Consider the following 23,484-nt stretch of genomic DNA (forward strand, 5'->3'; position numbering starts at 1 on the left):
TGCCTCTCTCCACTAGCGCAGGGTCGTCTGAGAACCCGTGTCCGAGCCGGTGTCCCGGCTCCCTTCCTCCGCGCCGTCGGACGGACCGGAGAATCTCAGCGCGCTGTCGATTCCGTCGACCACGCGGAAGAAGTCCCGCGTGGACAACCACAGTTTATAGATGATGGCGATCTCGAAGGCGAGGAGCAAAACACCCGCCACGGCGGTGATCCACCCGATAAGGGACGGCGCGCCGAACACGGCGGCCGCCAGCGGAGCGATCACGAACACCGACATCTGGAACTCGATGCCGCCCACCAGGTGCGTTCTGATCCGCCTGGCGTTGAGGGACGACCAGAACCGCTGGTACCACGGGAAGCGGTTGCGGAACTCCTGGTGCAGGTCCACCTTGGGCAGGGTGAGGTCGGGCTGCTTGCCCGCCGTGCGCTGGTTGCGGGCCTCGCGCTCGTTCTGGCTGTGCAGGATCTGCTCCAACACGCCGATGCCGTGGCGCAGCACCGCCTGCTCGCCGCCGTCGCTCATCGTCCGCCCGCCCGCGCCGGTGGCCGAGCCGGTGTCGTCCTCCTCCGGCTCCAGCATCGACAGGGTGGCGCGGGCCCTCTCCAGGGCGGCGGCCAGGTGCGAGCGCATCTCCCTGCGGACCTTGTACACCTGGAGCGCGTTGAGGTAGCGCAGCATGTCCAGGAAGACCACGGCCAGGGCCAGCCACACGAACCACACCGGCCCGTTGCCCTCGGCGTCCTCGGCGACGACGTACTGTCCGCCCATCAGGGCGACCACGCACACCAGCACCCGGAACCGGTCGGAGACGTAGTCCATCCACGACCCGAACAGCGACTCCGAGCCGGTGAGCCGGGCCAGCTTGCCGTCCGTGCAGTCCATGAGGAAGGAGAGCAGGTACAGCAGCGCGCCCAGCGCCAGGAAGTGGCGGTAGCCCAGCGAGAAGCAGACGGCCGCGCCGAGCCCGAGGAAGAGCGCGACCACCGTCAGCTGGTTGGGGGTGATCGAGGTGCGGTTGGCCACCAGGCGCACGAGCCGGACCGCGATGGGGTCCACGAGGTAGACCGTCCACCAGGAGTCGCGCTCCTTGAGGGTCCGGGCCCTGACCTCGTCGAGTGTGAATCCAGGCATCGTCGCCAATACTCTCCAAGCGAAGCGGGTGTGTTCCGGCCCGCCGGGCGCCGCCGACGCGGCGTCCCCGGTGCGCGGCGGACGTCGCCGGGGCCGAACGACAGGACGAGTGCGGTCAACAATAGGTGATCGCACCGCTGGTCACTCCGGATGCGGGCGAACCGAACCGGAATCGCAACCGAAGACCGTACCCCCAGCCTGGCACAGCCGACGAAGCGCCAGCTCGCGGGGCACCGGAAGGCGGGGGTCGCTAGGGTGAGGGCGAGAGTCGGCGGGGCGGCGCCGCCCCGCCCGCGAACCCAAGGGGGACACCACGTGAGCGACCCGATCCGCCTGGAGCCCGGCGACCAGGCACCCGACTTCACCCTCGACGACGCCGACGGCAAGCCCGTCACCCTGAGCGAGGTGCTGGCCTCCACCGGCAAGCGCGTCGTCCTGTACTTCTACCCGGCGGCCATGACCCCCGGGTGCACCACGCAGGCCTGCGACTTCCGCGACAACTTGCGCGACTTCGACTCCGCGGGCCTCACCGTCCTGGGCGTGTCCCCGGACACGAGCGACAAGCTGGCCAGGTTCCGCGAGAAGGAGGGGCTGACCTTCCCGCTGCTGGGCGACCCGGACAAGGACACCCTGCGCGCCTACGGCGCCTTCGGCGAGAAGAAGAACTACGGCCGCGTCGTGCAGGGCGTCATCCGCTCCACCGTCGTCGTGGGCACCGACGGCCGGGTGGAGAAGGCCTTCTACAACGTGAAGGCCACCGGCCACGTCGACCGGATCAAGAGGGAACTGGGCCTGTGACACGGGTGCCGGGGGCGGCCCCCGGCCACTGGGGGCCCGGACTCCCAGGCGGCCGGGCCCCGCGCCCGGCACCGGTACAGTTGTCCGGAAGGGGCCGTAGTCCAACTGGCAGGAGACGGCAGCTTTAGGTGCTGTACAGTGCGGGTTCGAATCCCGCCGGCCCCACTTGCACACAGGGTTTCACTGTCCGCCGGTGCGCTCAGTCCGCCACCGCAGTCCAGAACCCCTGCCTCACGGCGGCCCCGAAGGGCCGCCGGCTAGCGGCCGAGCAGCGCCCAGAGCATGACCGCGAGCAGCACCAGGACGCCGAGGGAGACCGCGGCGATGGTGGCCACCGCGGGCAGGCGGCTGCGCTCGGCGTGCTTGCCCGAACTGGTCAGCCCCAGCGTGTCCGTGGACTCGCGGATCGAGGTCATGACCGAGTTCATCGCCTCGGGGCTGTTGCGCAGCCGCTCGTTGATGGACTCGGCGAGCACGTGCGCGCCCGCCTTGAAGTGCTCACGGGCCGACTCGCGCTCCTCGCCCCCGGGGCGGGGGTCAGCGGGTGTGGCGGTGCCCTGGGCGGCCGTCTCCGGGCTCGTCTCGGGCGCCCACGGCGCCAGGGCCGCGATCCGCAGCATCTTGGTGGCGTTCTCCGCGGTCAGCCGCTCCGCGGGCTCCACCCGGAGCAGCCCGGCCAGCACCGGTGCCAGCGGGCCCGCGCTGGCGGCCTCGGCGGGCTCGTCCAGCTGCTCCTGGCGCAGGATCTTGATGTAGCCCTTGCGGTCGTAGGGAGGGTGCCCCTCCACCGCCGCGTACAGGGTGGCGCCCAGGGACCACAGGTCGGACTCGGGTCCCACCGGCCCCGCCTTGGCCCGCTCCGGCGGGATGTAGGCCGGGGAGCCGATGATGCGCCCGGACGCGCTCAGCGCCGACTCGCCGTTCCAGGCGGCCAGCCCGAAGTCGGTGAGCACGACCCGCCCCGCCTGGCTGATCATCACGTTCTCGGGCTTGACGTCGCGGTGCACGATGCCCTCGGCGTGCGCGACCTTGAGGGCGTCGATGAGCTGGAGGCCGATCTCGGCCACGCGCTGGTAGGGCAGCGGACCGCCCACCTGGATGAGCTCCTCCAGGGTGGAGGCCTCCACCAGCTCCATGACGATCCAGGGGCGGTCGTCCTCGTCCACGACGTCCAGGACGGTGACCAGGCCGGGGTGGGTGAGGCGTCCGGCTACGCGGGCCTCACGGGTGGTGCGCTGCAGGAGCGACTCGCGCTCGGAGCGGCTCAGGTCCGCGGGCAGGCGCAGCTCCTTGACGGCCACCTCGCGGTCGATGACCAGGTCGGTGGCGCGCCAGACGGTGCCGACACCGCCCCGGGCGATCTCCGACACCAACTGGTAGCGCCCCTTGAGCAGGCGTCCCTCCGGACGGGGTTCGGCCGTGTCGGCCGCCTCCTGTCGCGCGGAGGAGCGCGACGCCTCAGGGCGCTGCGTGTGGGGGTTCTCTAGGGAGGACACGGTTATCCACGGGTCCATTCACCGGCCATGGTGGCCTCCTGCGGGAGCATTGCGGTCGCTGTCACCACGTAGGTGCACGGATCACTCGTTATACCAGCAGGACGCCGGATCCATGCTGGTGGTTGCCACATCACGGACACATAGGTTCGCTTTCGTTATGTCCGACGACAACCCCAGCATGCAGTGACGTAGCTCTCACTCCGACGCTCCCGTGCCTGCTGACGGGGGGCGGCGCGGGTGCGCGGGCGGGCCTCCCGCGCACCCGGCGGCCTCAGGTCCAGAGCGAGTCGGGGGTGCGCACCTCGACCGGGCCGATCCCGGTGTCGGTGAGCGGCTGGCGCAGGCGCTCGGCGTCGCCGACGACCACCACGACCGACTCCTCGGGGCGCAGGTACTCGGTGGCGGCGCTGTCCAGGGACTCCTTGGTGAGCCTCTCGTACCCGGCCCGGACGCGGTCCACGTGGTCCTCGGGAAGGTCGTGCACCACCATGTCGACCAGGGCCCCGGCCATGGCGCGCGCCGTGGCGTAGGTGACCGGCAGGCCCACCGTGTTGGAGTCGCGCACGGCGGCCAGCTCCTCCTCGGTGACCCCCGACTCGCGCAGCTTGGCGACCTGCTCCAGCGAGGAGGTGACCGAGTGGGCGGTGGTGTCGGCCTCGACCTGGGTGGACATGAAGAACACCCCGCTGTCGCGGCGCAGGTCGAAGCGGGACCCGGCGCCGTAGGTGTAGCCCAGGCGCTCGCGCAGCTCCAGGTTGAGCCGGGAGGTGAACATGCCGCCCAGGATCTCGCTGACGCCCTCGGCGCGCGGCAGGTCCACCTGCGAGCGGGCGGGGGCGCGGTGCGCGATGACCAGGGCGGACTGCACGGAGCCGGGCCGGTCCACGATCAGGACGCGGGGCAGATCCCCGGGCGGCGGCGCGGGCGCGGTCGGCTCGGTCGCCCCCACGGCAGCGGCGTCGCCGAACACGGTCTTGCCCAGCTCCTCCAGGTCGATCCCGGTGAGGTCGCCGACGACCACGAGGGTTCCGGCCACCGAGGCGACGGAGTCGGCGTGGAAGGCCGCCACGGCCTCGGGGGTGACGTCGGCCAGCCGCACCGGGCCGCCCGCGAGCGGCGTGGCGTAGCGGCCGGTGAACAGCTGCCCGCCCAGGCTGCGCATGGCCAGGGTCCCGGCCGAGGCCGCCTCCAGCCAGAACCGCTCCAGCAGCTGGTCGCGGCGGCGGACGACGTCGTCGGGGGCCAGCGCGGGGCGGCGCACCGCGTCGGCGAACAGGCGGACCGCCTCGGGCAGGCGGCCCGCGGGGGCGTCCAGCCCGGTGATGAAGGCGTCCCAGTTGACGCGGGAGACCCACTCGGCGCCGTGGCGCTCCAGGGCGGGCGCCAGGGAGCTGTTGCCGTCGGGGCCGTCCTCCAGGACCTCGCTGGTCAGCGCGCTGACGCCCATGGCGTCGAGCGGCTCGGCGGCACCGCCGTGGGGGTGCACGAGGCGGAGGGAGACGAGCTGTTGGCCGGGTACGTCGATGGCGACGACCGTGCCGCCGCCCACGGTGAGGCGGCGGGGCTTGGGAAAGGTGTAGGACGCTACGGCACCGAGACCGGGGCGAGACTTCTGCGGCATGCTCTGCGGCTCTTTCTGCGGCTTGCGGTAACGGAACCCGGGTCAGGCGTCGACGGTGTCGGCCCCGGCCGCCTCGGCGGCCGCGGACTCCTCGGGGTCGAATCGGACGACGAGCAGGTTGTCGTCGACCAGCACGCGCTCGGCGGCGGCCCGCACCTCCTCGGCGGTGATGTCGTCCCAGCGCCGGGGCCAGGTGTAGGCCAGTTCGGGGTCGTCGAACAGCTGGGTGCAGCTGCTGATGCTGTCGGCGAGCCCGGAGGGGCTGGAGATGGACTGGAGGTGGTCGCGCTCCAGGACGGCGCGGGCCCGGTCCAGCTCCTCCTCGGTGATCCCGGCGGCCAGTTTGGCGATCTCCTCGCGCATGGCCGCCTCCAGCGTGTCACCGCTGACGCCCTCGCGGGCGAGCATGTTCACCAGCATCAGGCTGTCGGTGTAGCGGAACGGCAGGATGTCGGCGGCGCCCCCGCCGTCGTCGGCGGCGATGGGGCGGTCCACCACCAGGGAGCGGTACAGGCGGCTGCCCTGCCCCTGGCCCAGGACGGCCGAGGCCAGGTGCATGACGTCGAACCCGCGCTCGCCGTAGGGGTCGACGCGGAAGCCGACGAACACCCCGGCGGCGGGCACGGTCTCGGTGACCGCGTCGCGGACCGGGCCGCCCAGCGGGGCCTCCAGTGTGGCGTCGGGCGCCTCGGGGACGGTCTCGCGGGCCGGGATGGAGCCGAAGAACTTCTCGACGCGGTCCCGGACGTCCTCGGGGTCGAGGTCGCTGACCACGGTGAGCACGCAGTTGTCCGGGCCGTAGTGGACCTTGTGGAACGACTTGACGTAGTCGAGGTCGGCGGCGTCCAGGTCGGCCATGGAGCCGATGGTCGGGTGGTGGTAGGGGTGGCCCTCGGGGTAGGCCAGGCGCAGGATGCGCTCCAGGGCGGTGCCGTAGGGCTGGTTGTCGTAGCGCTGGCGGCGCTCGTTCTTGACGACGTCGCGCTGGTTGTCCAGGACCTCCTGGGTCATGCCCTCGCGCAGGGTCGCCAGCCGGTCGGCCTCCAGCCACAGGATCCGGTCCAGGGCGTGCTCGGGGACCGTCTCGTAGTAGTTGGTGCGGTCGGTCGAGGTGGAGGCGTTGATGTCGCCGCCGAGCCGCTCGACCTCCTCGAAGTGCTCGCCCTTGGCGACGCCGCCGCTGCCCTGGAACATCAGGTGCTCGAAGAGGTGCGCGAACCCCGTGCGCCCGGGGACCTCGTGCCGGGACCCCACGCCGTACCACAGGTTCACGGAGGCGACCTGTCCCGTGGAGGCCGCAGCGGTCACCAGGCGCAATCCATTGTCGAGCGTGTACTGAACGACACGTCCCGCCGCTCCGATGGTGGTCACCAGTGCTGCCCCCGATTCACGTCGCCTGCGACCGCGCCGCCCGCGCGGGCGGCCGTCGTCGTCGTAACGAGTACGACCCTACGGCCTCATCGGACCGCGGGGACACCCGATCGGGTAATCGGTCGAACCGAAACCGCGACGGTCAGCTCTGGTACTCGCTGGTGTCCATGGACAGGGCGATCTCGTCGTACACGGCGGAGTACTGGGAGTCGGCCGACCACACGTAGAGCAGGACGTCGCTGACCGGTAGGAACCACATACGCACCTCGAAGGTGTCGCCGTTGACGCACGACACGTTCCACACCGAGTGGTGCGAGGTGAGGCCGTCGGCGTGGTCGGTGAAGTCGGAGACCGCGAGCTCGGCCCCCTCCACGCCGATGCCCCCGGACGCGGCGGTGTTGAGGCTGCGGCAGCTGCCGGTGTCGGCCGCCCATCCGTCGTCCTCGGTGAAGGCCTCGCCCTCGCCCGGCCAGCTCTGGGGGTGCTTCTCGGCCGCGTGCGGGGTCAGCTGCACCGAGCCGTACCCGCAGGGCTCCTGCCCCGGCGGGCTCACGCAGAGCACGCCGCCCTCGTTCTGGGTCTGCCAGCCCTCGGGGACCTTGACGGACACGCCCTCGATGCTCTCGGTGGCGAACTCCTCCGGCGCCGGGGGCTCCGCCGCGGGCAGGGGGCCGCTCTCGCCGAGCTGTAGTTCGGCCTCGCTCCCGCCGGAGCAGGCCGCCAGGAGCAGCAGCGCCGCGGCAGCCGCGACCGTTCCCGTGCCGACGCGTGCGGCGCGTACCCGCCGCCGTCGCCCGTGGATGCCCGCCATGCCGTCGTCCCTCTCGTGGATCCCGTGCTCGAAGACACCGTTGACCTTAGCGCGCCCACCGACCGCATCGCCCGATTCGGCACGTTCCGGACGGCGTTCCACACCCCCGGAGCACTACGCTGGGCCCATGGTGGACCTCGCGAAGATCATGAAGACCCGACAGCGCCCCCAGGGGCCGCTGGTGCTGGAGCTGGACCTGACGGAGGGGGTCGCCGACCAGGCCCCCGGGGATCCGGTCAGCCAGATCATGAACCGGCGCAGGCAGCAGTACCTGGACGTTCTGGAGGGGATCCGCCGCGGCGCGCGCGACCCGCGGGTGGCGGCCCTCCTGGTCCGGGTGGACGCCCGCTCCCTGGGATTCGCCAAGGTCCAGGAGCTGCGCCGCACCGTCGCCGACTTCCGCGCGGCGGGCAAGCCCGCGGTGGCCTGGGCCGACTCCTTCGGCGAGACCGGCGAGGGGAACCTGCCCTACTACCTGGCCTGCGCGTTCTCACGCGTGTTCATGGCGCCCACCGGCGTGCTCGGCCTGACCGGCCTGATGATGCGCACGACGTTCGTCAAGGGCGCTCTGGACAGGCTGGACGTGTCCTACGAGGTGGGCGCGCGCCACGAGTACAAGAACGCGATGAACAGCGTCACCGAGACCGGTTACACCGCCGCCCAGCGCGAGGCCAGCGACCGGATCGTCACCTCCCTGGGCGACCAGATCGTCGAGGCGGTCTCGCAGGCCCGGGGACTGTCCCGGGAGGAGGTGCGCGCGCTGGTCTCGCAGGGCCCGTTCCTGGCCCGCGAGGCGGTCGGCAAGAACCTGGTCGACGGGCTCGCCCACCGGGACGAGGTGTACGCGCAGGTGCTGGCCGAGGCCCAGGAGGCACGCGGGAAGCAGGGTGACAGCGGACCGCAACTGCAGTTCGTCACCCGCTACCACCGCAAGCACACGCCGCCGCAGCTGTCCCGTGACACCAAGGGCTACATCGCGCTGATCTCGGCCACCGGGACGATCAGCCTGGGCCGGACGCGGCGCTCGCCGCTGGGCGGCGGCACCGTCATGGGTTCGGACACCGTGGCCGCGGCCTTCCGCGCCGCGCGCAAGGATCCCCGGGTCAAGGCGGTCGTGTTCCGGGTGGACAGCCGGGGAGGCTCCCCCACCGCCTCCGACGCGATCCGCCGCGAGAGCGAGCTGACCAGTCAGGCGGGCATCCCCGTGGTGGCCGTGATGGGCGACGTCGCCGCGTCCGGCGGCTACTACGTGACCCTGGGCTCCGACGCGGTCGTCGCGCAGCCGGGCACCCTGACCGGCTCCATCGGCGTGATCACCGGAAAGCCGGTCCTCGGCGCGCTGAAGAAGCAGTACGGCGTGACCAGCGACTCCGTGCGCACCGGCGAGCACGCGGGCATGTTCGACACCGACCGGCCCTTCACCGAGTCGGAGTGGGAGCGGGTCAACGCGCTCCTGGACGAGATCTACGAGGACTTCACCGGCAAGGTCGCCACCGCGCGCAAGATGACCCGAGAGCAGGTGCACGAGGTGGCCCGGGGCCGGGTGTGGACCGGCCGCGACGCCCACGAGCGCGGTCTGGTGGACGAGCTCGGCGGCCTGGAGACCGCCGTTCGGCTGGCCCGGAAGAAGGCGGGCGCGGGGCCGCTCCCGGTGCGGGCCTTCCCCCGGCCGCACCCGCTCGACCGGATCCGCCAGCACGAGTCCAGCGAGGACGTGGCGGCCTCCGGACCGCAGACCGTGGTCAGCGCCTGGGGTCCCCTGGAGCACGTGGCCGTGGCGATGGGGCTGCCCGTCGGCGGTCCGCTGATGATGCCGGGGCTCTGGGAGATCCGTTGACGTACCTGGATGCGATGGCCCTGCTGCCCGTCGGCGTCACGGTGGTGACCGTCGCCGACGGCCGCGACGACGTGGGAGCCACCGTCAGCGCCTTCGGGTCGGTCTCGGCCGACCCGCCCGTGGTGTCGGTCAGCGTCGACGCCAGCGGCTACATGGCCGAGGTGATCGAGGAGGTCGGCGCCTTCGCCGTCAACGTGCTGGGCGGCGGCCAGCGGGCCGTGGCCGGGCGCTTCTCCGCCGAGGGCCGTCCCAGCGCACGCCTGCTGGTGACGGACCAGCCCCACCACCGGGGCGAACACACCCGCGCGATCGTGCTGGACGAAGCCCTGGCCGCACTGGAGTGCTCCGTGCGCCAACAGGTGCCGGTCGGCGACCACGTGGTCTTCTTCGCCGAGGTCACCAACCTGCCGGAGGTCCGGGGCCGGGGCCCGGCCCTGGCCCGCCGTTCCGGCCGGTACCGGGTCGTCGAATAGGCGGACCCGTGGAGTGGGCGGGCCGGTGGATCAGGCGGGAGCGGAGGCCCCCCGGGGGTGAGGCGCGCCAGCGCCTCACCCCCCGCGGAGCCGAGGCGCGCGACCCCTCCGCCGCCTCGGCCCAGGCCCCCGCGACCGCCGCCAGGACCCGGCCGCTCAGACCAGCCCCTCCTGCTCCAGCCACTCCTGGGCGACGTCGGCGGCGTTCTCGTTGCCGATGACCACCCGCTCGTTGAGCTGGGTGAGGGCCTCGGTGGTCAGGGCGGTGGAGACGGCGTTCAACGCGCCCCGGGCGGTCTCGTCCACCTGATCGCTGTTGACCAGCGGGGTGACGTTCTGCGCGCCGAACAGGTTCTCCGGGTCCTCCAGGATCACGAAGTCGTTCGCGGTGATCTGCGGGTCGGTGGTGAACAGGTTGGCCGCCTGGATGTCACCGTCCAGGAGCGCCTGGGTCAGCAGCGCCACCTCCAGGGAGCGGAACTCGCCGAACTCCACCCCGTAGACGTCGGCCAGGCCCACCACGCCCTGCTGGCGGGTCTCGAACTCCGGCGGGCCGCCCAGGGTCAGCTCCCCCGCGACGTCGGCCAGGTCCTCCAGACTGACCAGGTCGTGCTCCTCGGCGACCTCGCTCGTGACGGTGACCGAGTCCTTGTTCTCCGCGCTGGAGGAGTCCAGGATCTCCAGGCCCTCGGGCAGCGCCTCGGTGACCCTCTGGTTGGTCTCCTCGCTGCTGCCGGTGGGCGCGTTCTCGTCGAGGTAGGCCAGGATCGCGCCGTTGTACTCGGGGAACACCGACAGGTTGCCGGACTCGATCTGCGAGTAGTAGACCTCGCGGCTGCCGATACCGAGCTGGTAGTCGACCTCCACGCCCTCCGCCTCCATGGCCCGGCCGTAGATCTCGGCGAGCAGGGTGGACTCGGGGAAGTCGGCGGAGCCGATGACGACCGCGTCGCCGGAGCCGCCGGACTCACCGCCGCCCTCCTCCGCGTAGGGGTCGCTGGCACCGCACCCGGTCAGGAGCAGCGCGGCCAGGGGCAGGGCGATTCTCTTGTACATGGAACCTTCTCTCTGGAGTGGCCTGGCCCTGTGACCCGGCCCGGCTCTGTGGTGTGGCCCGGCTCCGCGGCGCGGCCTAACTCTGCGGCGCGGCCTGGCGCAGACCGGGAGCGACGAGGAGTCGCCGGAGTCCGGCGAACAGGAGCGTGGTCAGGACCGCGAGCAGCACCACCAGCACCGATCCGCCGAGCATCATCGTCAGGTCCTGGCGTGCCTGGCCGTCGACGATGTAGCGTCCCAGGCCGCCGACCCCCACATAGGCGGCGATGGTCGCGGTCGCGACCACCTGGACGGCGGCGGTGCGCATCCCGATCAGGATGAGCGGTGTGGCCACGGGCAGTTCGAGGCGCAGCAGCACCTGGTGGCCGCGCATGCCCATCCCGACGGCGGCGTCCCTGAGCCGGGGCTCCACACCGCGCACACCCTCGTGGGTGTTGACCAGGATCGGGGGCACGGCCAGCGCCACCAGCGCGCACAGCACGGGCACGATCCCGATTCCGGCGGCCAGCACGATGAGGAACAGGACGCCGATGGTGGGCAGGGCGCGGGCGAAGTTGGCGAGGCTGGTGGTGAGGAAGCCGCCCACACCGGTGTGCCCGGTGAGCAGCCCCAGGGGGACCGCGACGACGGAGGACAGCAGCAGCCCGAGCAGCGAGTAGTAGACGTGCTCGCCCAGGCGCGCGGGGATGCCCGCGCCACCGGTCCACTGGGCGGGGTCGGCGAACCACGCGACCAGGTCGTTGAGGATGTCCATGGCTACTTCTCCCCCGCCGTGTCACCGGTGCCGGTCCTCGGTCCCGCCTGCGGCCGGTCCGCCGCCGGGGTCCCGGCCAGCGGATCCGCGACCGGACCCGGACCGGCGCCCACCGCCGGATCCGCCGCGACCGCCTCCGCCGCGACCGCCCGGCGCCTGCGGCGCGGTACGGCGCCGTCGCGGCGCGCCCACGGGGTGAGCAGGCGCTGGGCGAGCACGAGCACGGCGTCGGTGACGAACGCCAGTGCCACGGTGAGCACGATGCCGACCACGATGGGCGCGTCGAACTGGCGCCGGAAACCCTCGCTGAGGATGAGCCGACCGAGCCCGCCCAGTCCCACCAGCGAGGCGACGCTGACCATGCTGATGGTGGCCACCGAGGCCACCCGCAGCCCGGCGATGACCACCGGCACGGCCACCGGCATCTCCACGTACAGCAGGCGCCGCAGCGGGCCGAAGCCCATGGCGACGGCGGCCTGGCGGACGTGGTCGGGTACCTGGCGCAGCCCGTCCACGACGTTGGGCAGCAGGATCACCAGGGTGTACAGGGCCAGCGGCACGACGGCCGTCCAGTCGCTGAACCCGGTGTAGGGCAGCATGAGGAAGAACAGGGCGATGGAGGGCACCGCGTAGAGCACGTTCACACCGGTCAGCACCGGCGGGTACAGGGGCTTCCAGCGCGCGCACGCCAGGCCCAGGGGCAGGGCGACCGCCAGTCCGATGAGGATGGACAGGTAGGACAGCCGCATGTGCTCGATCAGGCGGGGCAGGACGCCCCGGTCGGGGTCGCCGGGGTGGCTCCAGTTCGTGACGCCCCAGTCGACGACGCGCACGACCCAGTCCCACGCCCCGGCGACGGCTCCGGTCTCGGCCGCGGCCCCGACGTCCCAGACTCCGGCGACGGCCTCGGCGATCACTCGGTCACCGACCACAGAGCGGTGCCGAGGTCGTCCTGCGAGACCACGCCGACCACCCGCCCGTCGGCGTCGACGCCGACCGCGCGGCCCGCGGGCGAGAGCACCGCCGCGTCCAGGGCGGCGCGCAGGGAGTCGGTGCCGACGGCGAAGGTGTGGCCGTAGGGTGCGAGTTCGAGCGAGCCGAGGGCGGTGTCCGCGGGCTCCTCGGCCAGCGTCCGCGCGCTGACCCAGCCCAGGGGCATGCGGTCGCCGGTGACGACCAGGGCCCAGGGCTCGCCTCCGAGCGAGGCGGTCGCGGCGCCCGCGCGGACGCTGTCCTCCAGGACGGCTTCCTGGCGCGGGGAGAGCCTGTCGGCGGGGAAGAAGGACAGGCGCCGCACGCCCCGGTCGTAGCCGATGAAGGACTCCACGAAGGCGTCCTCGGGCGCGGCCAGCAGGTGCTGGGGGGTGTCGTACTGGGCGAGCCTCCCACCGGGGCGGAAGACGGCGATGCGGTCGCCGAGCCGGACGGCCTCGTCGATGTCGTGGGTGACGAAGACGATGGTCTTGTGCAGCTCCTTCTGCAGGCGCAGGAGCTCGTCCTGGAGGCTGGCGCGCACGACGGGGTCCACTGCGCTGAAGGGTTCGTCCATCAACAGGATGGGCGGGTCGGCGGCCAGCGCGCGGGCGACGCCGACGCGCTGCTGCTGACCACCGGAGAGCTGGTGGGGGTAGCGCCTGGCCTGGGCGGGCTCCAGACCGACCAGTTCCATGAGCTCCGCGGCACGCGCCCTGGCCCGGGCCCGGCCCCAGCCGAGCAGCAGGGGCACGGTGGCGATGTTGTCGCGCACGGTGCGGTGCGGGAAGAGCCCGGCCTGCTGGATGACGTAGCCAATGGAGCGGCGCAGTGCGGCGGGGTCGCGCTGGCGCACGTCCTCACCGTCGATGCGGACGGTGCCCCCGGTCGGTTCGACCATGCGGTTGATCATCCGCAAGGACGTGGTCTTGCCACTGCCGGAGGGACCCACGAAGACCGTGGTCTGGCCGGTCTCGACGGTGAGGTCCAGCTGGTCGACGGCCACCGTGCCGTCGGGATAGAGCTTGGCGGCGCCCTCGAACGCGATCATCGGTGGTGTCGTCTCCATTCGGGGAACCGGAAGGTCCGGAAAGTGAAGCGTGGCGCGGGGCAGGCCGTTCGCACGTTACCCGCGCGCGCGAGGGTCAAACCGTGAGGTGAAGGCCGTGACCGTATCGGGACCGGGGCTGAAGGCCGCGTGGGCACGCCGAGGGGCCGGGCCCCACGGCCCGGCCCCTCGGCGTGCCGCCTCAGTCCTGACGGCCGATCCAGTCGGCGAGCTGGTGCAGGTCGTCCAGGACGGCGTCGGCACGGGCCGCCTCCTCGGCGGCGGCGTGGCGGTAGCCGTAGATGCCCCGGCGCAGCAGGACGGTGCGCATCCCGGCGGCGCGGGCGGGGAGGACGTCGTTGTCGACGCGGTCGCCGACGTAGACGATCTCTCCGGGGTCCGCGCCGGGACTGGTGGTCCGGACCAGGGACAGGACGCGGTCGAAGAACGCGGGCTCGGGCTTCTTGACGCCCCAGTCGTCGGAGATGCCGATGCCGTCGACGCCCAGGTCCATGGCGGTCAGGGCGGGTCCGGCCTCGGGCGGCTGGTTGCCCGCGATGACCAGGGAGACCCCGGACGCGCGCATGGCCGCGAAGGCGGGGCGCACGTCGGGGTAGAGGTCGCCCGCACCGAAGTGCTCGCGCTCCCCGTCGGGGTCCTCGGCGCGCCAGCGCGCGCTCTCGGCCGCGAGGTCGAACCCGGGAACGAGCAGGCGGAAGCCGTCGGTCAGGGTGCCGCCGGAGGCGAGCACGCCGCCGATGGTCCCGAAGAAGGCCATGTGCGGGATGCCGAAGCGGTCGGCCCAGCGCGCGAAGATCCGCGTCTCGTCGACGAGTGTCTCGCCGACGTCGAACACCGCAGTACGAATTGCCACGGTCAGGGAGTGTACAAGCCGCCGACGACGGTTCCCGAACAGGGGAAAGGACCGCGGGCCCGGGAGCGACCGCGGCGCGCACCGTGCGGGCACCGCGCGCTCCCGGCGGCGCGGCCCGCCCGCGGGGCCTCAGCTGGGCGGGCGCAGCACCGCGAAGGCGTCGGTGATCTGGAGGCTGCGGTCGCGGAACCGGAAGAGTGCGGCGGGCCTGCCCCCGGAGCGGCCCGAGGGCACCGAGCGGCCGGTCTCCTCGATCTGCCCGCGGCGCAGCAGGACGCGGCGCAGGTTGGTGGCGGCCACGTCGTGGCCCAGCGCGGCCCGGTAGTAGCCGGACAGCTCCGACATCGTGAACTCCGGCGGCGCGAGGGCGAACCCGACGTTGGTGTAGCTGAGCTTGGCGCGCAGCCGCTGGCGCCCGGAGCGGACGATGGAGGCGTGGTCGAAGGCCATGGGCGGCAGGTCGGCGGCCGGGTGCCAGCCGGTGTCGCCGGGCACGACCGGGTCGACGTCGGCGGGGACCAGCCCCACGTAGGCGGTGGCCAGGGTGCGGCGCCGGGGGACGCGGTCGGGGTCGCTGCGGGTCTCCAGCTGCTCCAGGTGTGACAGATCCCTCACGTCGACCTTCTGGGCGAGCTGGCGCCGGATGGAGGCGCCCAGGTTCTCCCCTCTGCCGAGCCTGCCGCCGGGCAGCGCCCAGGCCCCCTCACAGGGCGGCAGGGCCCTGCGCCACAGCAGGACGCACAGTTCTCCGGCACGGATCTGGAGCACGACCGCGAGCGCCTCGTGCACCGACAGCTCCGCGTGGTCGGACGCGGAGCAGACGGACGCCGCGACCTGTCCGTTTTCCTGAGGGATGTCCACCCTGTCCCTTCCGTTACCCGTCATGTTAAGCTTCACTAGGTTTGTGCCTGACAGACAAAAACCTGTTCCCATCCGCACCGACCCTCCCCGGCACGGCGCCCGCACGGCGTTGCCCACAGCCTCAAGGAAGTAATTGGACATGGCACCGGTCACCGCCACGGCGGACACCATGACCAGGCAGGAATGGGCCGCTGAGGTCCACCGCCTGGCGAAGGAACGCGACGCTGTCATCCTCGCGCACAACTACCAGCGCCCGGAAATCCAGGACGTCGCCCACCACACCGGCGACTCCCTGGCGCTGTCCCGCCTGGCCGCCGGTGTCGACGCGAGCACCATCGTCTTCTGCGGTGTGCACTTCATGGCCGAGACCGCCAAGATCCTCGCCCCGGAGAAGACCGTCCTGCTGCCCGATCCCAACGCCGGGTGCTCGCTGGCCGACACCATCACCGCCGAGGACGTGCGCGCCTGGAAGGCCGAGCACCCCGGCGCGGTCGTGGTCGCCTACGTCAACACCACCGCCGCGGTCAAGGCCGAGACCGACATCTGCTGCACCTCCTCCAACGCCGCGGACGTCATCCGCTCCATCCCCGAGGACCGCGAGATCCTCTTCCTGCCGGACCAGTTCCTGGGCGCCCACGTCAAGCGGGTCACCGGCCGCGAGAACATCCACGTGTGGATGGGCGAGTGCCACGTGCACGCCGGGATCGACGGGCACACCCTGCGCGAGCGGGTCGCCGCCGAGCCCGACGCCGAGGTCTACGTCCACCCCGAGTGCGGCTGCGCCACCTCCGCCCTCTACCTCGTGGGCAGCGGCGCCGTCCCGCAGGAGCGCGTCAAGGTCCTCTCCACCGGCGGGATGCTCACCGCCGCGGAGAACACCAGCGCCAAGAAGGTCCTCATCGCGACCGAGACCGGCATGCTGCACCAGCTGCGCAACGCCAACCCGAGCACGGAGTTCGAGGCGGTCAACTCGCGCGCCGAGTGCCACTACATGAAGATGATCGACGCCGACAAGCTGCTCAACGCGCTGCGGTTCGGCACGACCGAGATCACGGTCGACGCCGACACCTCCGCGCGCGCCCGCCGCTCCGTCGAGCGGATGATCGCCATCGGGTCGCCGTCACGCGGCGGAGAGTAGCCGATCCGCGACCGCCGGGTCCCGCATCCGACCCTGAGGTTACAGAAGTCTTACCTTCACGACACAGGTAGACGATTCACCCACGCGTCGCTGCTCCCCTCGCTACCGTCACGGGAAACGGGGGGTTAGAAAAGTGACCAGAGGTAGCGAACCAGGCGAACCGTCGACGGTCGAGGCGCTCTACGACGCCTTCGCGCCGTCCCTGTACCGGTACGCCTGGTCGCTGCTGGGTGAGGACACCGGGCAGGTGGCCGAGGCCGTACACGACGGCCTGGTCGCCGGTGTCGTCCTCGACTCGCGGCGCGCGGACCCGGCCGATCTCGGCTCCTGGCTGTACGCCCTGGTCCGCTCGGCCTGCCAGCGCGGCGGCCTGGCCCACGTGAGCCCCTACACCCGGCTGGCCACGGTGCCCGCGGAGGAGCCGGCGGCCCGCATGTTCGCCCGGCTGCCCGCCAGCCACCGCGAACTGGTGGAGCTGAACCTGCGGCACGCGCTGCCCACCTCCGCGGTCGCGCGCGTCCTGGGACTGGACCCCCAGATCTGCGGCGAGCTGACCCGCTCGGCGATCCGCCGCGCCGCGGAGAACCTGGACGGACACCGCGCTCCCGCCTCCCGGGCGCCCCGGGAGGCGGGAGCACCGGACGGAGCCGGGGACACCGGCGGCCCGGGCAGCGCCGCCTGGCGCGCCCAGGTGCACGACGTCTCCCAGGCGCTGGCCCTGCTGCGCCCGCCCGGCCCGCCGCCCGACCTGCGCGAGGCGGTGGTGCGCACCTGCACGGATCCCGGCCTCGGCGCCGTCCGCGAGCGCGTCGCCGCGCAGATGCACCCCCTCACCGGCGAGGGGTACCCGATACACCGCTCCCGCGCCGCCGGGGCGGTCGAGGAGGAGGCCGAGGCGGCCGAGCCCGGTCCCGAGGCGCCGCCCCGCGCCCTTCCCGGCGACCGGCTGACCACGCGCGACCACCCGGTGCATGAGGAGGCGGTCACCCCACTGGCCGGACCCGGGCCCCGTACCGGTGCCGCCGCCGAAGCCGGCTCCACTGACGATTCCGACGACGGGGAGCGCCCCGCCCGCCGCTGGTCGCTGCCCGCCGTCTCCGGACTGGCCACCGTGGTGCTGGCGGTCGCGCTGTGGGCGTGGGCCAGCACCGTGGGCGGCCCCTCGACGATGATCGGCGCCGGACCCGACGAGGCCGGGCGCGGCCCGCTGATCCCGGGGGTGGAGACCGACGCGACCAGCGCGGACAGCAAACCGGAGGTCGAACCGACCACGGAGCCCCCGGCCGCGTCGACGGAGCCGAGCGGACCGGAGACCGGCACGGAGCCGCAGCAGGAGAGCGGCGGTGGCGGGCACGAGGCCCCCGCCCCGGCTCCGGAGCGGACCACGCCCGCACCGCCCGCCGGGGAGGCGAGTCCGCCGACCGGGGGCGGGGAGTCCGACGGCGGTTCGGACGCACCCGAGGGGGGCGGCTCCGGAGACGACGACGCCCCCGGCGACCCGCCCGAGGAGGACGGGGACGGCGACGGGGGCGACAGAGGTCTGCTCGACGGGCTGTTGGGACTGTTCTTCGGCGGTGGCTGACGCCGGTTCCCCGCCTGGACGGGGAGGAAGGAGGCGGGTCAGAAGGGGGCGAGCAGGCGCTCGGCCGCGGTCTGGAGCCGCCGCTCCACCTCGTCCACGTCGCGGCGGCCCTTGAGGACCTCCACCAGCTCGAAGATCCACACGCTGGTCAGCGCGCCCACCAGGACGTAGCCGGTGCTGTCGCGGTCCACCTCGGTACCGTCCTCCTCACCTGCGCCCTCCAGGTTGCCGGTGGCCACCCGCCACACCAGGTCGGAGATGCGCACGTCGAGCTCGATCTTGACCTCGGCCATGATGAGCGAGCGCACCAGCGCGTCGGCCAGCTCGGGCTCGCGCATCAGCCCGCGCGTGGCCCTCAGCAGGACGTCGACCGCGCGTTCGGCGGGGGTGTCGGCGGTGGGCGGGCGGCGGACGATACCGCCCTCCAGCAGGTCCAGCTCCTCGGTGACCACGGCCACGACCAGGTCCATCTTCGAGGGGAAGTACCGGTAGAGCGTGCCGAGGGCGACCCCTGCGCGCTCGGCCACCGAACGCATCTGCATGGCCTCGACACCACCGCGCACGGCCAGCGCGGCCGCCGTCTGCACGATGCGCTTGCGGCGCTGGGTCTGACTTCGTGACATCGTTCCGCTCGCCGCCTGCACCGCCACAGGATCTTCCCTTCGTCGTCAGCCCGCGCGCTGCCCGCTCGCCGCGGCACTGAGGCCCGTCGCCGACGCCCACCCAGAGGCGACGGCTGTTACGAGAACACGTTATCCAACGAATTCCCCCCGAGACGGCCGCCCAAGCCCATGATCCTCGCCTCATCGCCCGACGTAGCAGTAGCAATACGAAAAGGACACCGGGGTTTTCGGATCACCTGACAGGCTTTGTAGAATTTGTTCTCATTTGTGTATCGCGCATGAACACCACCCCTCCCCCGGGCGTCCGGACACCCGCCTCCCCCCGCGCGCTCCGCCCCGCCACTCGCCCCGCGCCACGGCCCGGGTGCCCGCTCCTCCCCGTACCGCCCCGCCCACGCCCGGGAGCCGTCCGCGTCCTAGAATCGAACCGGATTCGGTTTCTAGTGAGAGGTCGCCCCCGTATGCACGACACGCCCCCCGTCGAGGACCTCGGAGACGGAGTCTGGAGCCTGCCGGTGCCCATCCCGGGCAACCCCCTCGGCTTCACCTACGTCTACGTCCTCGCCGGCCACGGCGGCCCCGTCCTCGTCGACACCGGCTGGGACCACGACCAGGCCTGGGACGCACTCGTCCGCGGCATCGAGCGGACCGGGCACACCGTGGAACAGGTCCGCGGCGCCGTCCTCACCCACTTCCATCCCGACCACTCGGGCCTGGCCGGCCGCCTGCGCGCGGCCTCCGACGCCTGGATCGCCATGCACCCGGCCGACATCGCCGTCATCGAGCGCCTGCGCGCCGTCCCCCCGCAGACCCGGCTGGCCGGGATCGCCGACCAACTGCGCCGCTCCGGCTTCCCCGAGGAGGACGTGCGGGCCCTGCGGGAGGACCGCGACCTGGTCAGCGCCCCCGCGCTCCCCGACCTGGCCCTGTCCGACGGCGGGGCAGTCGACCTGCCCGGCCGCGACCTGCGCGCCGTGTGGACCCCCGGGCACACCCCCGGCCACCTGTGCCTGCACCTGGCCGACGGCGGCAGGCTCTTCACCGGGGACCACGTCCTGCCCCGCATCACCCCGCACGTGGGCCAGTTCCCCCTGCTGTCCGAGGACGGAGACCCGCTGGGGTCCTTCCTCGCCTCCCAGCGCGACGTCGGCCTCCTCCCCGGAGCCGACCGCCTGGAGTGCCTGCCCTCGCACGAGACGCGCTTCCTCGGGCTCACCGCACGCGCGCGGGAGATCACGACCCACCACGAGGAGCGGCTCGACGAGATCGTCCGCCTCCTCGCCGACGGCCCCGCCACGCTGTGGGCGGTCACCTCCGGACTCGCCTGGAAGCGCCCCTGGGACCGCATGCGCGTCCAGGCCCGCCACATGGCCGCCTCCGAGACCGCCGCCCACCTGCGGCTCCTGGAGGAACGCGGCCTCGCCCGCCGCGCCGGACGCGACGACGTGCCCCGCTGGAGCACCACCGCGGGAGGCCCGGCATAGGATCCCTTACCAACCGGCCCGACGCCGGCCCGAACACAACTGCCGAGTAACATGGGCACGCGCGCGCCTGTCACCGGCCGACGGCATCCGCGCCCACGGCGACCGGGCCCGCGACCCAACGAAGAGGTGGACTCTTGACCCAGTCGGGCACCACACCGAGCCCACGGCCCCGTGCCGAGCGCCCCCTGCGCGTCGCCCTGCTGTCCTACCGCAGCAAGCAGCACGTCGGCGGACAGGGCGTGTACGTCCGCCACCTGTCGCGTGAGCTGGCCGCCCTGGGCCACGAGGTCACCGTCCTCTCCGGCCAGCCCTACCCCGTCCTGGACGAGGGCGTGACCCTGGAGAAGGTCCCCTCCCTGGACCTGTACAACGACGCCCACCCCTTCAAGGCCCCGCCCGTGCGCGAGTGGCGCGACTGGATCGACGTCCTCGAGGTCGCCACCATGTGGACCGCCGGGTTCCCCGAGCCCCTCACCTTCTCCCTGCGCGCCAACCGCGAACTGCGCCGCCGCCTGGACGACTTCGACGTCGTCCACGACAACCAGACGCTGGGCTGGGGACTGCTCGGCGTCAGGTCCGCCGGGCTGCCGCTGGTCACCACCATCCACCACCCCATCAGCGTGGACCGCAGGATCGAACTGGCCGAGGCCCGGGGTCTACAGAAACTCACCAAGCGCCGCTGGTACGGGTTCGTGGGCATGCAGGCCAGGGTCGCCCGCAGGCTCGACCCGATCCTGGTGCCCTCCCAGTCCTCCGCCGACGACATCGCCCGCGAGTTCGGCGTCGATCCCGCAGCGATGGAGGTCACCCCGCTGGGGGTGGACACCCGCCACTTCCACCCGCGCCCCGAGCTGAAGCGCGTACCGGGGCGCATCGTGTGCACCGCCAGCGCCGACAGCCCCCTCAAGGGCGTGGCGGTCCTGCTGCGCGCCGCGGCCAAGCTCGCCACCGAACGCGACATCACCCTGACCGTCGTCAGCAGGCCCAAACCCGGCGGCCCCACCGACCAGCTGGTGGACGAGCTGAGCCTGCGCGACCGCGTCGAGTTCGTCAGCGGCATCGACGACACCGCCCTGGCCGAACTCGTCGCCAGCGCGCAGGTCGCGGTCGTCCCGTCCTTCTACGAGGGGTTCTCCCTACCCGCCGTGGAGGCCATGGCCTGCGCCACCCCGCTGGTGGCCAGCCGCGCCGGGGCCCTGCCCGAGGTCGTGGGCACCGACGGGGACGCCGGGCGCCTGGTATCCCCGGGCGATCCCGAGGTTCTCGCCGACGCGCTCGCCGCCCTGCTCGACGACGAAGCCGAACGCGAGCGCATGGGCGCCGCCGCCTGGCGCCGGGTCCAGGAGCGCTTCACCTGGAGGGCCGTCGCCGAGCTGACCGCGCGCCGCTACGCCTCCACCATCGACGCCGTGAGGGGGGACCGCCCCGGCGGCAGCGGCGGGAGCCGCCCCGCCGACGGAGACACGCGCCCCGCACCCGGGCCCGCTGAGCCCGCGCCCGAGCGGGCCCGCGCGAACGGCGCCTGACACACCGGGGCCGCACGGCGACCCGCCACCCCGCGGCCGCGGGGCCAAAAGCCCAGATCCCCGAGCCAGATCCCCAGGGAGCCTCCACTGATCACCGTCGACTTCAACCTGTTCCCCGTCGGCCCGGGCGACCGCGTGCTCGACCTGGGCTGCGGCGGCGGCCGCCACGCCTTCGAGGTCTACCGACGCGGCGCCGACATCGTGGCCTTCGACCAGAACGTCGCCGACCTCGCCGAGGTCGAGACCATGTTCGCCGCGATGCGCCACGAGGGCGAGGCTCCCGAGGAGGCCAGGGCCGAGACCGTCAAGGGCGACGCCCTGGACATGCCCTTCGACGACGCCAGCTTCGACCGGGTGGTCGCGGCCGAGATCTTCGAACACGTCCCGCACGACACCGCCGCGATGGCGGAGCTGTTCCGGGTGCTGCGGCCCGGCGGCATCGCCGCGGTGACCGTGCCGAGCTTCCTCCCCGAGCGCCTGTGCTGGGCCCTGTCGGAGGAGTACCACACCAACGAGGGCGGGCACATCCGCATCTACACGCGCGCCGAACTGGAGGCCAAGCTCAAGGCCACCGGCTTCGAGATCGGCCCACACCACCACGCGCACGCCCTGCACGCGCCCTACTGGTGGATCAAGTGCGCGGTGGGCACCGACCGGAACGACCACCCGCTCGCCAAGGCCTACCACGACATGCTGGTGTGGGACATGCTCAAGGCCCCCGCGGTGACCCGCGTGGCCGAGCGCCTGCTCAACCCGGTCATCGGCAAGAGCGTGGTCGTGTACGTGCGCAAACCGCACGCCGTCTGATGTCCGTCGCCCCCGCACCCACGGCCGGATCGCCGCGCGGCGCCGACGCCCTGAGCCTGCCCGGCGTGCTCGACGCCGAGCAGCTGCGCCGCTCGGCCTCCTACCTCGTGCGCTGCCAGGAGGACAGCGGGGCCATCCCGTGGTTCCCCGGCGGGCACACCGACGTGTGGGACCACGTGGAGTGCGCCATGGCCCTGACCGTGACCGGCCTCGGCGCGCCCGGACACGCCGAGGCGGCCCGGCGCGCCTACCTGTGGCTGGCCGACAGCCGCGCGCCCGGGGGCGGGTGGCCCGCCAAGTTCCGCCAGGGCGCCCCGGTGACGCGGCTGCGCGAGGCCAACCACGCCGCCTACCCGGCGGTGGGTCTGCTCCACCACCTGCTCGTCACCGGGGACACCGCGTTCGCCGAGCGGATGTGGCCGGTGGTCGAGGAGGGCCTGGAGTTCGTCCTGGCGCTGCGCGGCGAGCACGGGGAGATCCTGTGGGCCCGCTCGGAGGACGGGGCCCCCGGCGACCACGCGCTGCTGACGGTGTGCGCGAGTGTGCACCACGCGCTGCGCTGCGGCGCCGCCCTGGCCGCACGCCTGGGCCGCTCCCGTCCGGTGTGGGCGGCCGCCGCCGACCGTCTCGCGGTGCTCATCAACGAGCACGAGGACCTGTTCGCGGACCGCAGGCGCTTCTCGATGGACTGGTTCTACCCCGTCCTGGGCGGCGCCGTGCGCGGCACCGCCGCCAAGGAGCGGATCGCCGAGCGCTGGGACCGCTTCGTGGTGCCCGGGCTGGGCGTGCGCTGCGTGAGCGACCAGCCGTGGGTGACCGCGGCCGAGTCCTCGGAGCTGGTGCTGGCCCTGGCCGCCGTCGGCGACGTGGACGCGGGCGTGCGCCTCCTGCGGGACGTGCAGCACCTGCGCGACGCCGACGACGGCGTGTACTGGACGGGCTACCAGTTCGCCGAGCAGGTGCGCTGGCCGGTGGAACGCAGCACGTGGACGTCGGCCGCCGTGATCCTGGCGGTGGACGCGCTCACCGGGACCACACCGGGCTCGCGGGTCTTCCTGCACACCTGGGACGGGGGCCCCGCCGACTAGGGCGGGCCCGACGGAACACGGAAAACCCGACACACGGGGAGGGCCCGGCGGTGCGCACCGCCGGGCCCTCCCCGTTCTCACCGGATCCGGTCACCACCGGATCCGGTCATCACCAGAGGTCGTCGCGTCGGGC

At 72.9% G+C, this 23,484-nt stretch carries 21 protein-coding genes and 1 tRNA gene; 10 read left to right on the forward strand and 12 right to left on the reverse strand.

What is annotated here, in order from left to right:
- Positions 1-12: 12 nt before the first annotated feature.
- Positions 13-1,131: a CDP-alcohol phosphatidyltransferase family protein gene (locus FYW99_RS05040; protein WP_150250653.1), complete on the reverse strand. Its 1,119-nt coding sequence runs from the start codon at positions 1,129-1,131 to the stop codon at positions 13-15.
- A gap of 315 nt (positions 1,132-1,446) precedes the next feature.
- Between FYW99_RS05040 and bcp the strand changes: the two genes are divergently transcribed.
- Positions 1,447-1,929, forward strand: a complete 483-nt coding sequence (gene bcp, locus FYW99_RS05045) for a thioredoxin-dependent thiol peroxidase (protein ID WP_017568093.1) — start codon at positions 1,447-1,449, stop codon at positions 1,927-1,929.
- A 90-nt stretch (positions 1,930-2,019) separates the two neighbouring features.
- A tRNA-Leu gene (locus FYW99_RS05050) sits at positions 2,020-2,094 on the forward strand.
- A gap of 92 nt (positions 2,095-2,186) precedes the next feature.
- Here the strand turns inward: FYW99_RS05050 and FYW99_RS05055 are convergent.
- From FYW99_RS05055 to FYW99_RS05070, 4 genes are all read right to left on the reverse strand, one after another.
- Positions 2,187-3,443, reverse strand: coding sequence for a serine/threonine-protein kinase (locus tag FYW99_RS05055; RefSeq protein ID WP_394350329.1), 1,257 nt, complete (start codon positions 3,441-3,443; stop codon positions 2,187-2,189).
- 253 nt (positions 3,444-3,696) lie between these two features.
- The gene (locus FYW99_RS05060; protein WP_150250655.1) at positions 3,697-5,046 is read right to left on the reverse strand and encodes a M16 family metallopeptidase; all 1,350 of its coding nucleotides are present in this window, start codon (positions 5,044-5,046) and stop codon (positions 3,697-3,699) included.
- Between the two features lie 42 nt (positions 5,047-5,088).
- Positions 5,089-6,417 carry a M16 family metallopeptidase gene (locus FYW99_RS05065; RefSeq protein WP_150250657.1) on the reverse strand — a complete coding sequence of 443 codons (1,329 nt, stop codon included), beginning with the start codon at positions 6,415-6,417 and terminating at the stop codon, positions 5,089-5,091.
- A 142-nt stretch (positions 6,418-6,559) separates the two neighbouring features.
- Positions 6,560-7,228 carry a hypothetical protein gene (locus FYW99_RS05070; protein WP_150250659.1) on the reverse strand — a complete coding sequence of 223 codons (669 nt, stop codon included), beginning with the start codon at positions 7,226-7,228 and terminating at the stop codon, positions 6,560-6,562.
- A 127-nt stretch (positions 7,229-7,355) separates the two neighbouring features.
- On the opposite strand from FYW99_RS05070, the gene sppA reads away from it, so the two are divergent.
- Together sppA and FYW99_RS05080 are read left to right on the forward strand one after the other, a co-directional pair.
- Positions 7,356-9,065 (forward strand): signal peptide peptidase SppA, encoded by a 1,710-nt coding sequence (gene sppA, locus FYW99_RS05075; protein WP_150250661.1) that lies wholly within the window; start codon positions 7,356-7,358, stop codon positions 9,063-9,065.
- A gap of 14 nt (positions 9,066-9,079) precedes the next feature.
- On the forward strand, positions 9,080-9,538 hold the full coding sequence (locus FYW99_RS05080; protein WP_150250779.1) for a flavin reductase family protein: 459 nt from the start codon (positions 9,080-9,082) through the stop codon (positions 9,536-9,538).
- Between the two features lie 156 nt (positions 9,539-9,694).
- Here the strand turns inward: FYW99_RS05080 and FYW99_RS05085 are convergent, their stop codons facing one another.
- The 6 genes from FYW99_RS05085 to FYW99_RS05110 all read right to left on the reverse strand — a co-directional run bounded on the left by FYW99_RS05085 (position 9,695) and on the right by FYW99_RS05110 (position 15,103).
- Complete coding sequence (locus FYW99_RS05085; RefSeq protein ID WP_150250663.1) at positions 9,695-10,594, reverse strand: ABC transporter substrate-binding protein; 900 nt, start codon at positions 10,592-10,594, stop codon at positions 9,695-9,697.
- Between the two features lie 76 nt (positions 10,595-10,670).
- Positions 10,671-11,348, reverse strand: a complete 678-nt coding sequence (locus FYW99_RS05090) for an ABC transporter permease (protein ID WP_150250664.1) — start codon at positions 11,346-11,348, stop codon at positions 10,671-10,673.
- A gap of 2 nt (positions 11,349-11,350) precedes the next feature.
- Positions 11,351-12,265 carry an ABC transporter permease gene (locus FYW99_RS05095; protein WP_150250781.1) on the reverse strand — a complete coding sequence of 305 codons (915 nt, stop codon included), beginning with the start codon at positions 12,263-12,265 and terminating at the stop codon, positions 11,351-11,353.
- Positions 12,262-13,371, reverse strand: a complete 1,110-nt coding sequence (locus FYW99_RS05100) for an ATP-binding cassette domain-containing protein (protein WP_150250783.1) — start codon at positions 13,369-13,371, stop codon at positions 12,262-12,264. The genes FYW99_RS05095 and FYW99_RS05100 overlap by 4 nt, the downstream gene beginning before the upstream one ends.
- Before the next feature lie 199 nt (positions 13,372-13,570).
- Positions 13,571-14,242: an HAD family hydrolase gene (locus FYW99_RS05105; RefSeq protein ID WP_223838732.1), complete on the reverse strand. Its 672-nt coding sequence runs from the start codon at positions 14,240-14,242 to the stop codon at positions 13,571-13,573.
- A gap of 129 nt (positions 14,243-14,371) precedes the next feature.
- Positions 14,372-15,103, reverse strand: a complete 732-nt coding sequence (locus FYW99_RS05110; protein WP_017568104.1) for an NUDIX hydrolase — start codon at positions 15,101-15,103, stop codon at positions 14,372-14,374.
- Positions 15,104-15,242: 139 nt separating this feature from the next.
- Here FYW99_RS05110 and nadA point away from each other — a divergent pair, with 139 nt between their 5' ends.
- Both nadA and FYW99_RS05120 read left to right on the forward strand, forming a co-directional pair.
- Positions 15,243-16,241 (forward strand): quinolinate synthase NadA, encoded by a 999-nt coding sequence (nadA, locus tag FYW99_RS05115; protein ID WP_061083553.1) that lies wholly within the window; start codon positions 15,243-15,245, stop codon positions 16,239-16,241.
- Between the two features lie 133 nt (positions 16,242-16,374).
- Positions 16,375-17,823 (forward strand): RNA polymerase sigma factor, encoded by a 1,449-nt coding sequence (locus tag FYW99_RS05120; protein ID WP_150250666.1) that lies wholly within the window; start codon positions 16,375-16,377, stop codon positions 17,821-17,823.
- A gap of 38 nt (positions 17,824-17,861) precedes the next feature.
- On the opposite strand, the gene FYW99_RS05125 is transcribed toward FYW99_RS05120, so the two are convergent.
- The gene (locus FYW99_RS05125; protein ID WP_150250668.1) at positions 17,862-18,473 is read right to left on the reverse strand and encodes a TetR family transcriptional regulator; all 612 of its coding nucleotides are present in this window, start codon (positions 18,471-18,473) and stop codon (positions 17,862-17,864) included.
- A 434-nt stretch (positions 18,474-18,907) separates the two neighbouring features.
- Between FYW99_RS05125 and FYW99_RS05130 the strand changes: the two genes are divergently transcribed.
- The 4 genes from FYW99_RS05130 (at position 18,908) to FYW99_RS05145 (ending at position 23,351) form a co-directional block, all read left to right on the forward strand.
- Positions 18,908-19,930 carry an MBL fold metallo-hydrolase gene (locus FYW99_RS05130; RefSeq protein WP_150250670.1) on the forward strand — a complete coding sequence of 341 codons (1,023 nt, stop codon included), beginning with the start codon at positions 18,908-18,910 and terminating at the stop codon, positions 19,928-19,930.
- Between the two features lie 134 nt (positions 19,931-20,064).
- Entirely contained in the window at positions 20,065-21,456 is a 1,392-nt protein-coding gene (locus tag FYW99_RS05135) for a glycosyltransferase family 4 protein (protein ID WP_150250672.1), read from the forward strand.
- A gap of 87 nt (positions 21,457-21,543) precedes the next feature.
- Positions 21,544-22,263: a class I SAM-dependent methyltransferase gene (locus tag FYW99_RS05140; RefSeq protein WP_150250674.1), complete on the forward strand. Its 720-nt coding sequence runs from the start codon at positions 21,544-21,546 to the stop codon at positions 22,261-22,263.
- Positions 22,263-23,351, forward strand: a complete 1,089-nt coding sequence (locus FYW99_RS05145) for a glucosidase family protein (protein ID WP_150250676.1) — start codon at positions 22,263-22,265, stop codon at positions 23,349-23,351. Before FYW99_RS05140 ends, FYW99_RS05145 begins: the two co-directional genes overlap by 1 nt.
- Positions 23,352-23,484: the final 133 nt, after the last annotated feature.

It is taken from the genome of Nocardiopsis deserti, assembly GCF_008638355.1.
Lineage (GTDB): Bacteria > Actinomycetota > Actinomycetes > Streptosporangiales > Streptosporangiaceae > Nocardiopsis > Nocardiopsis alborubida.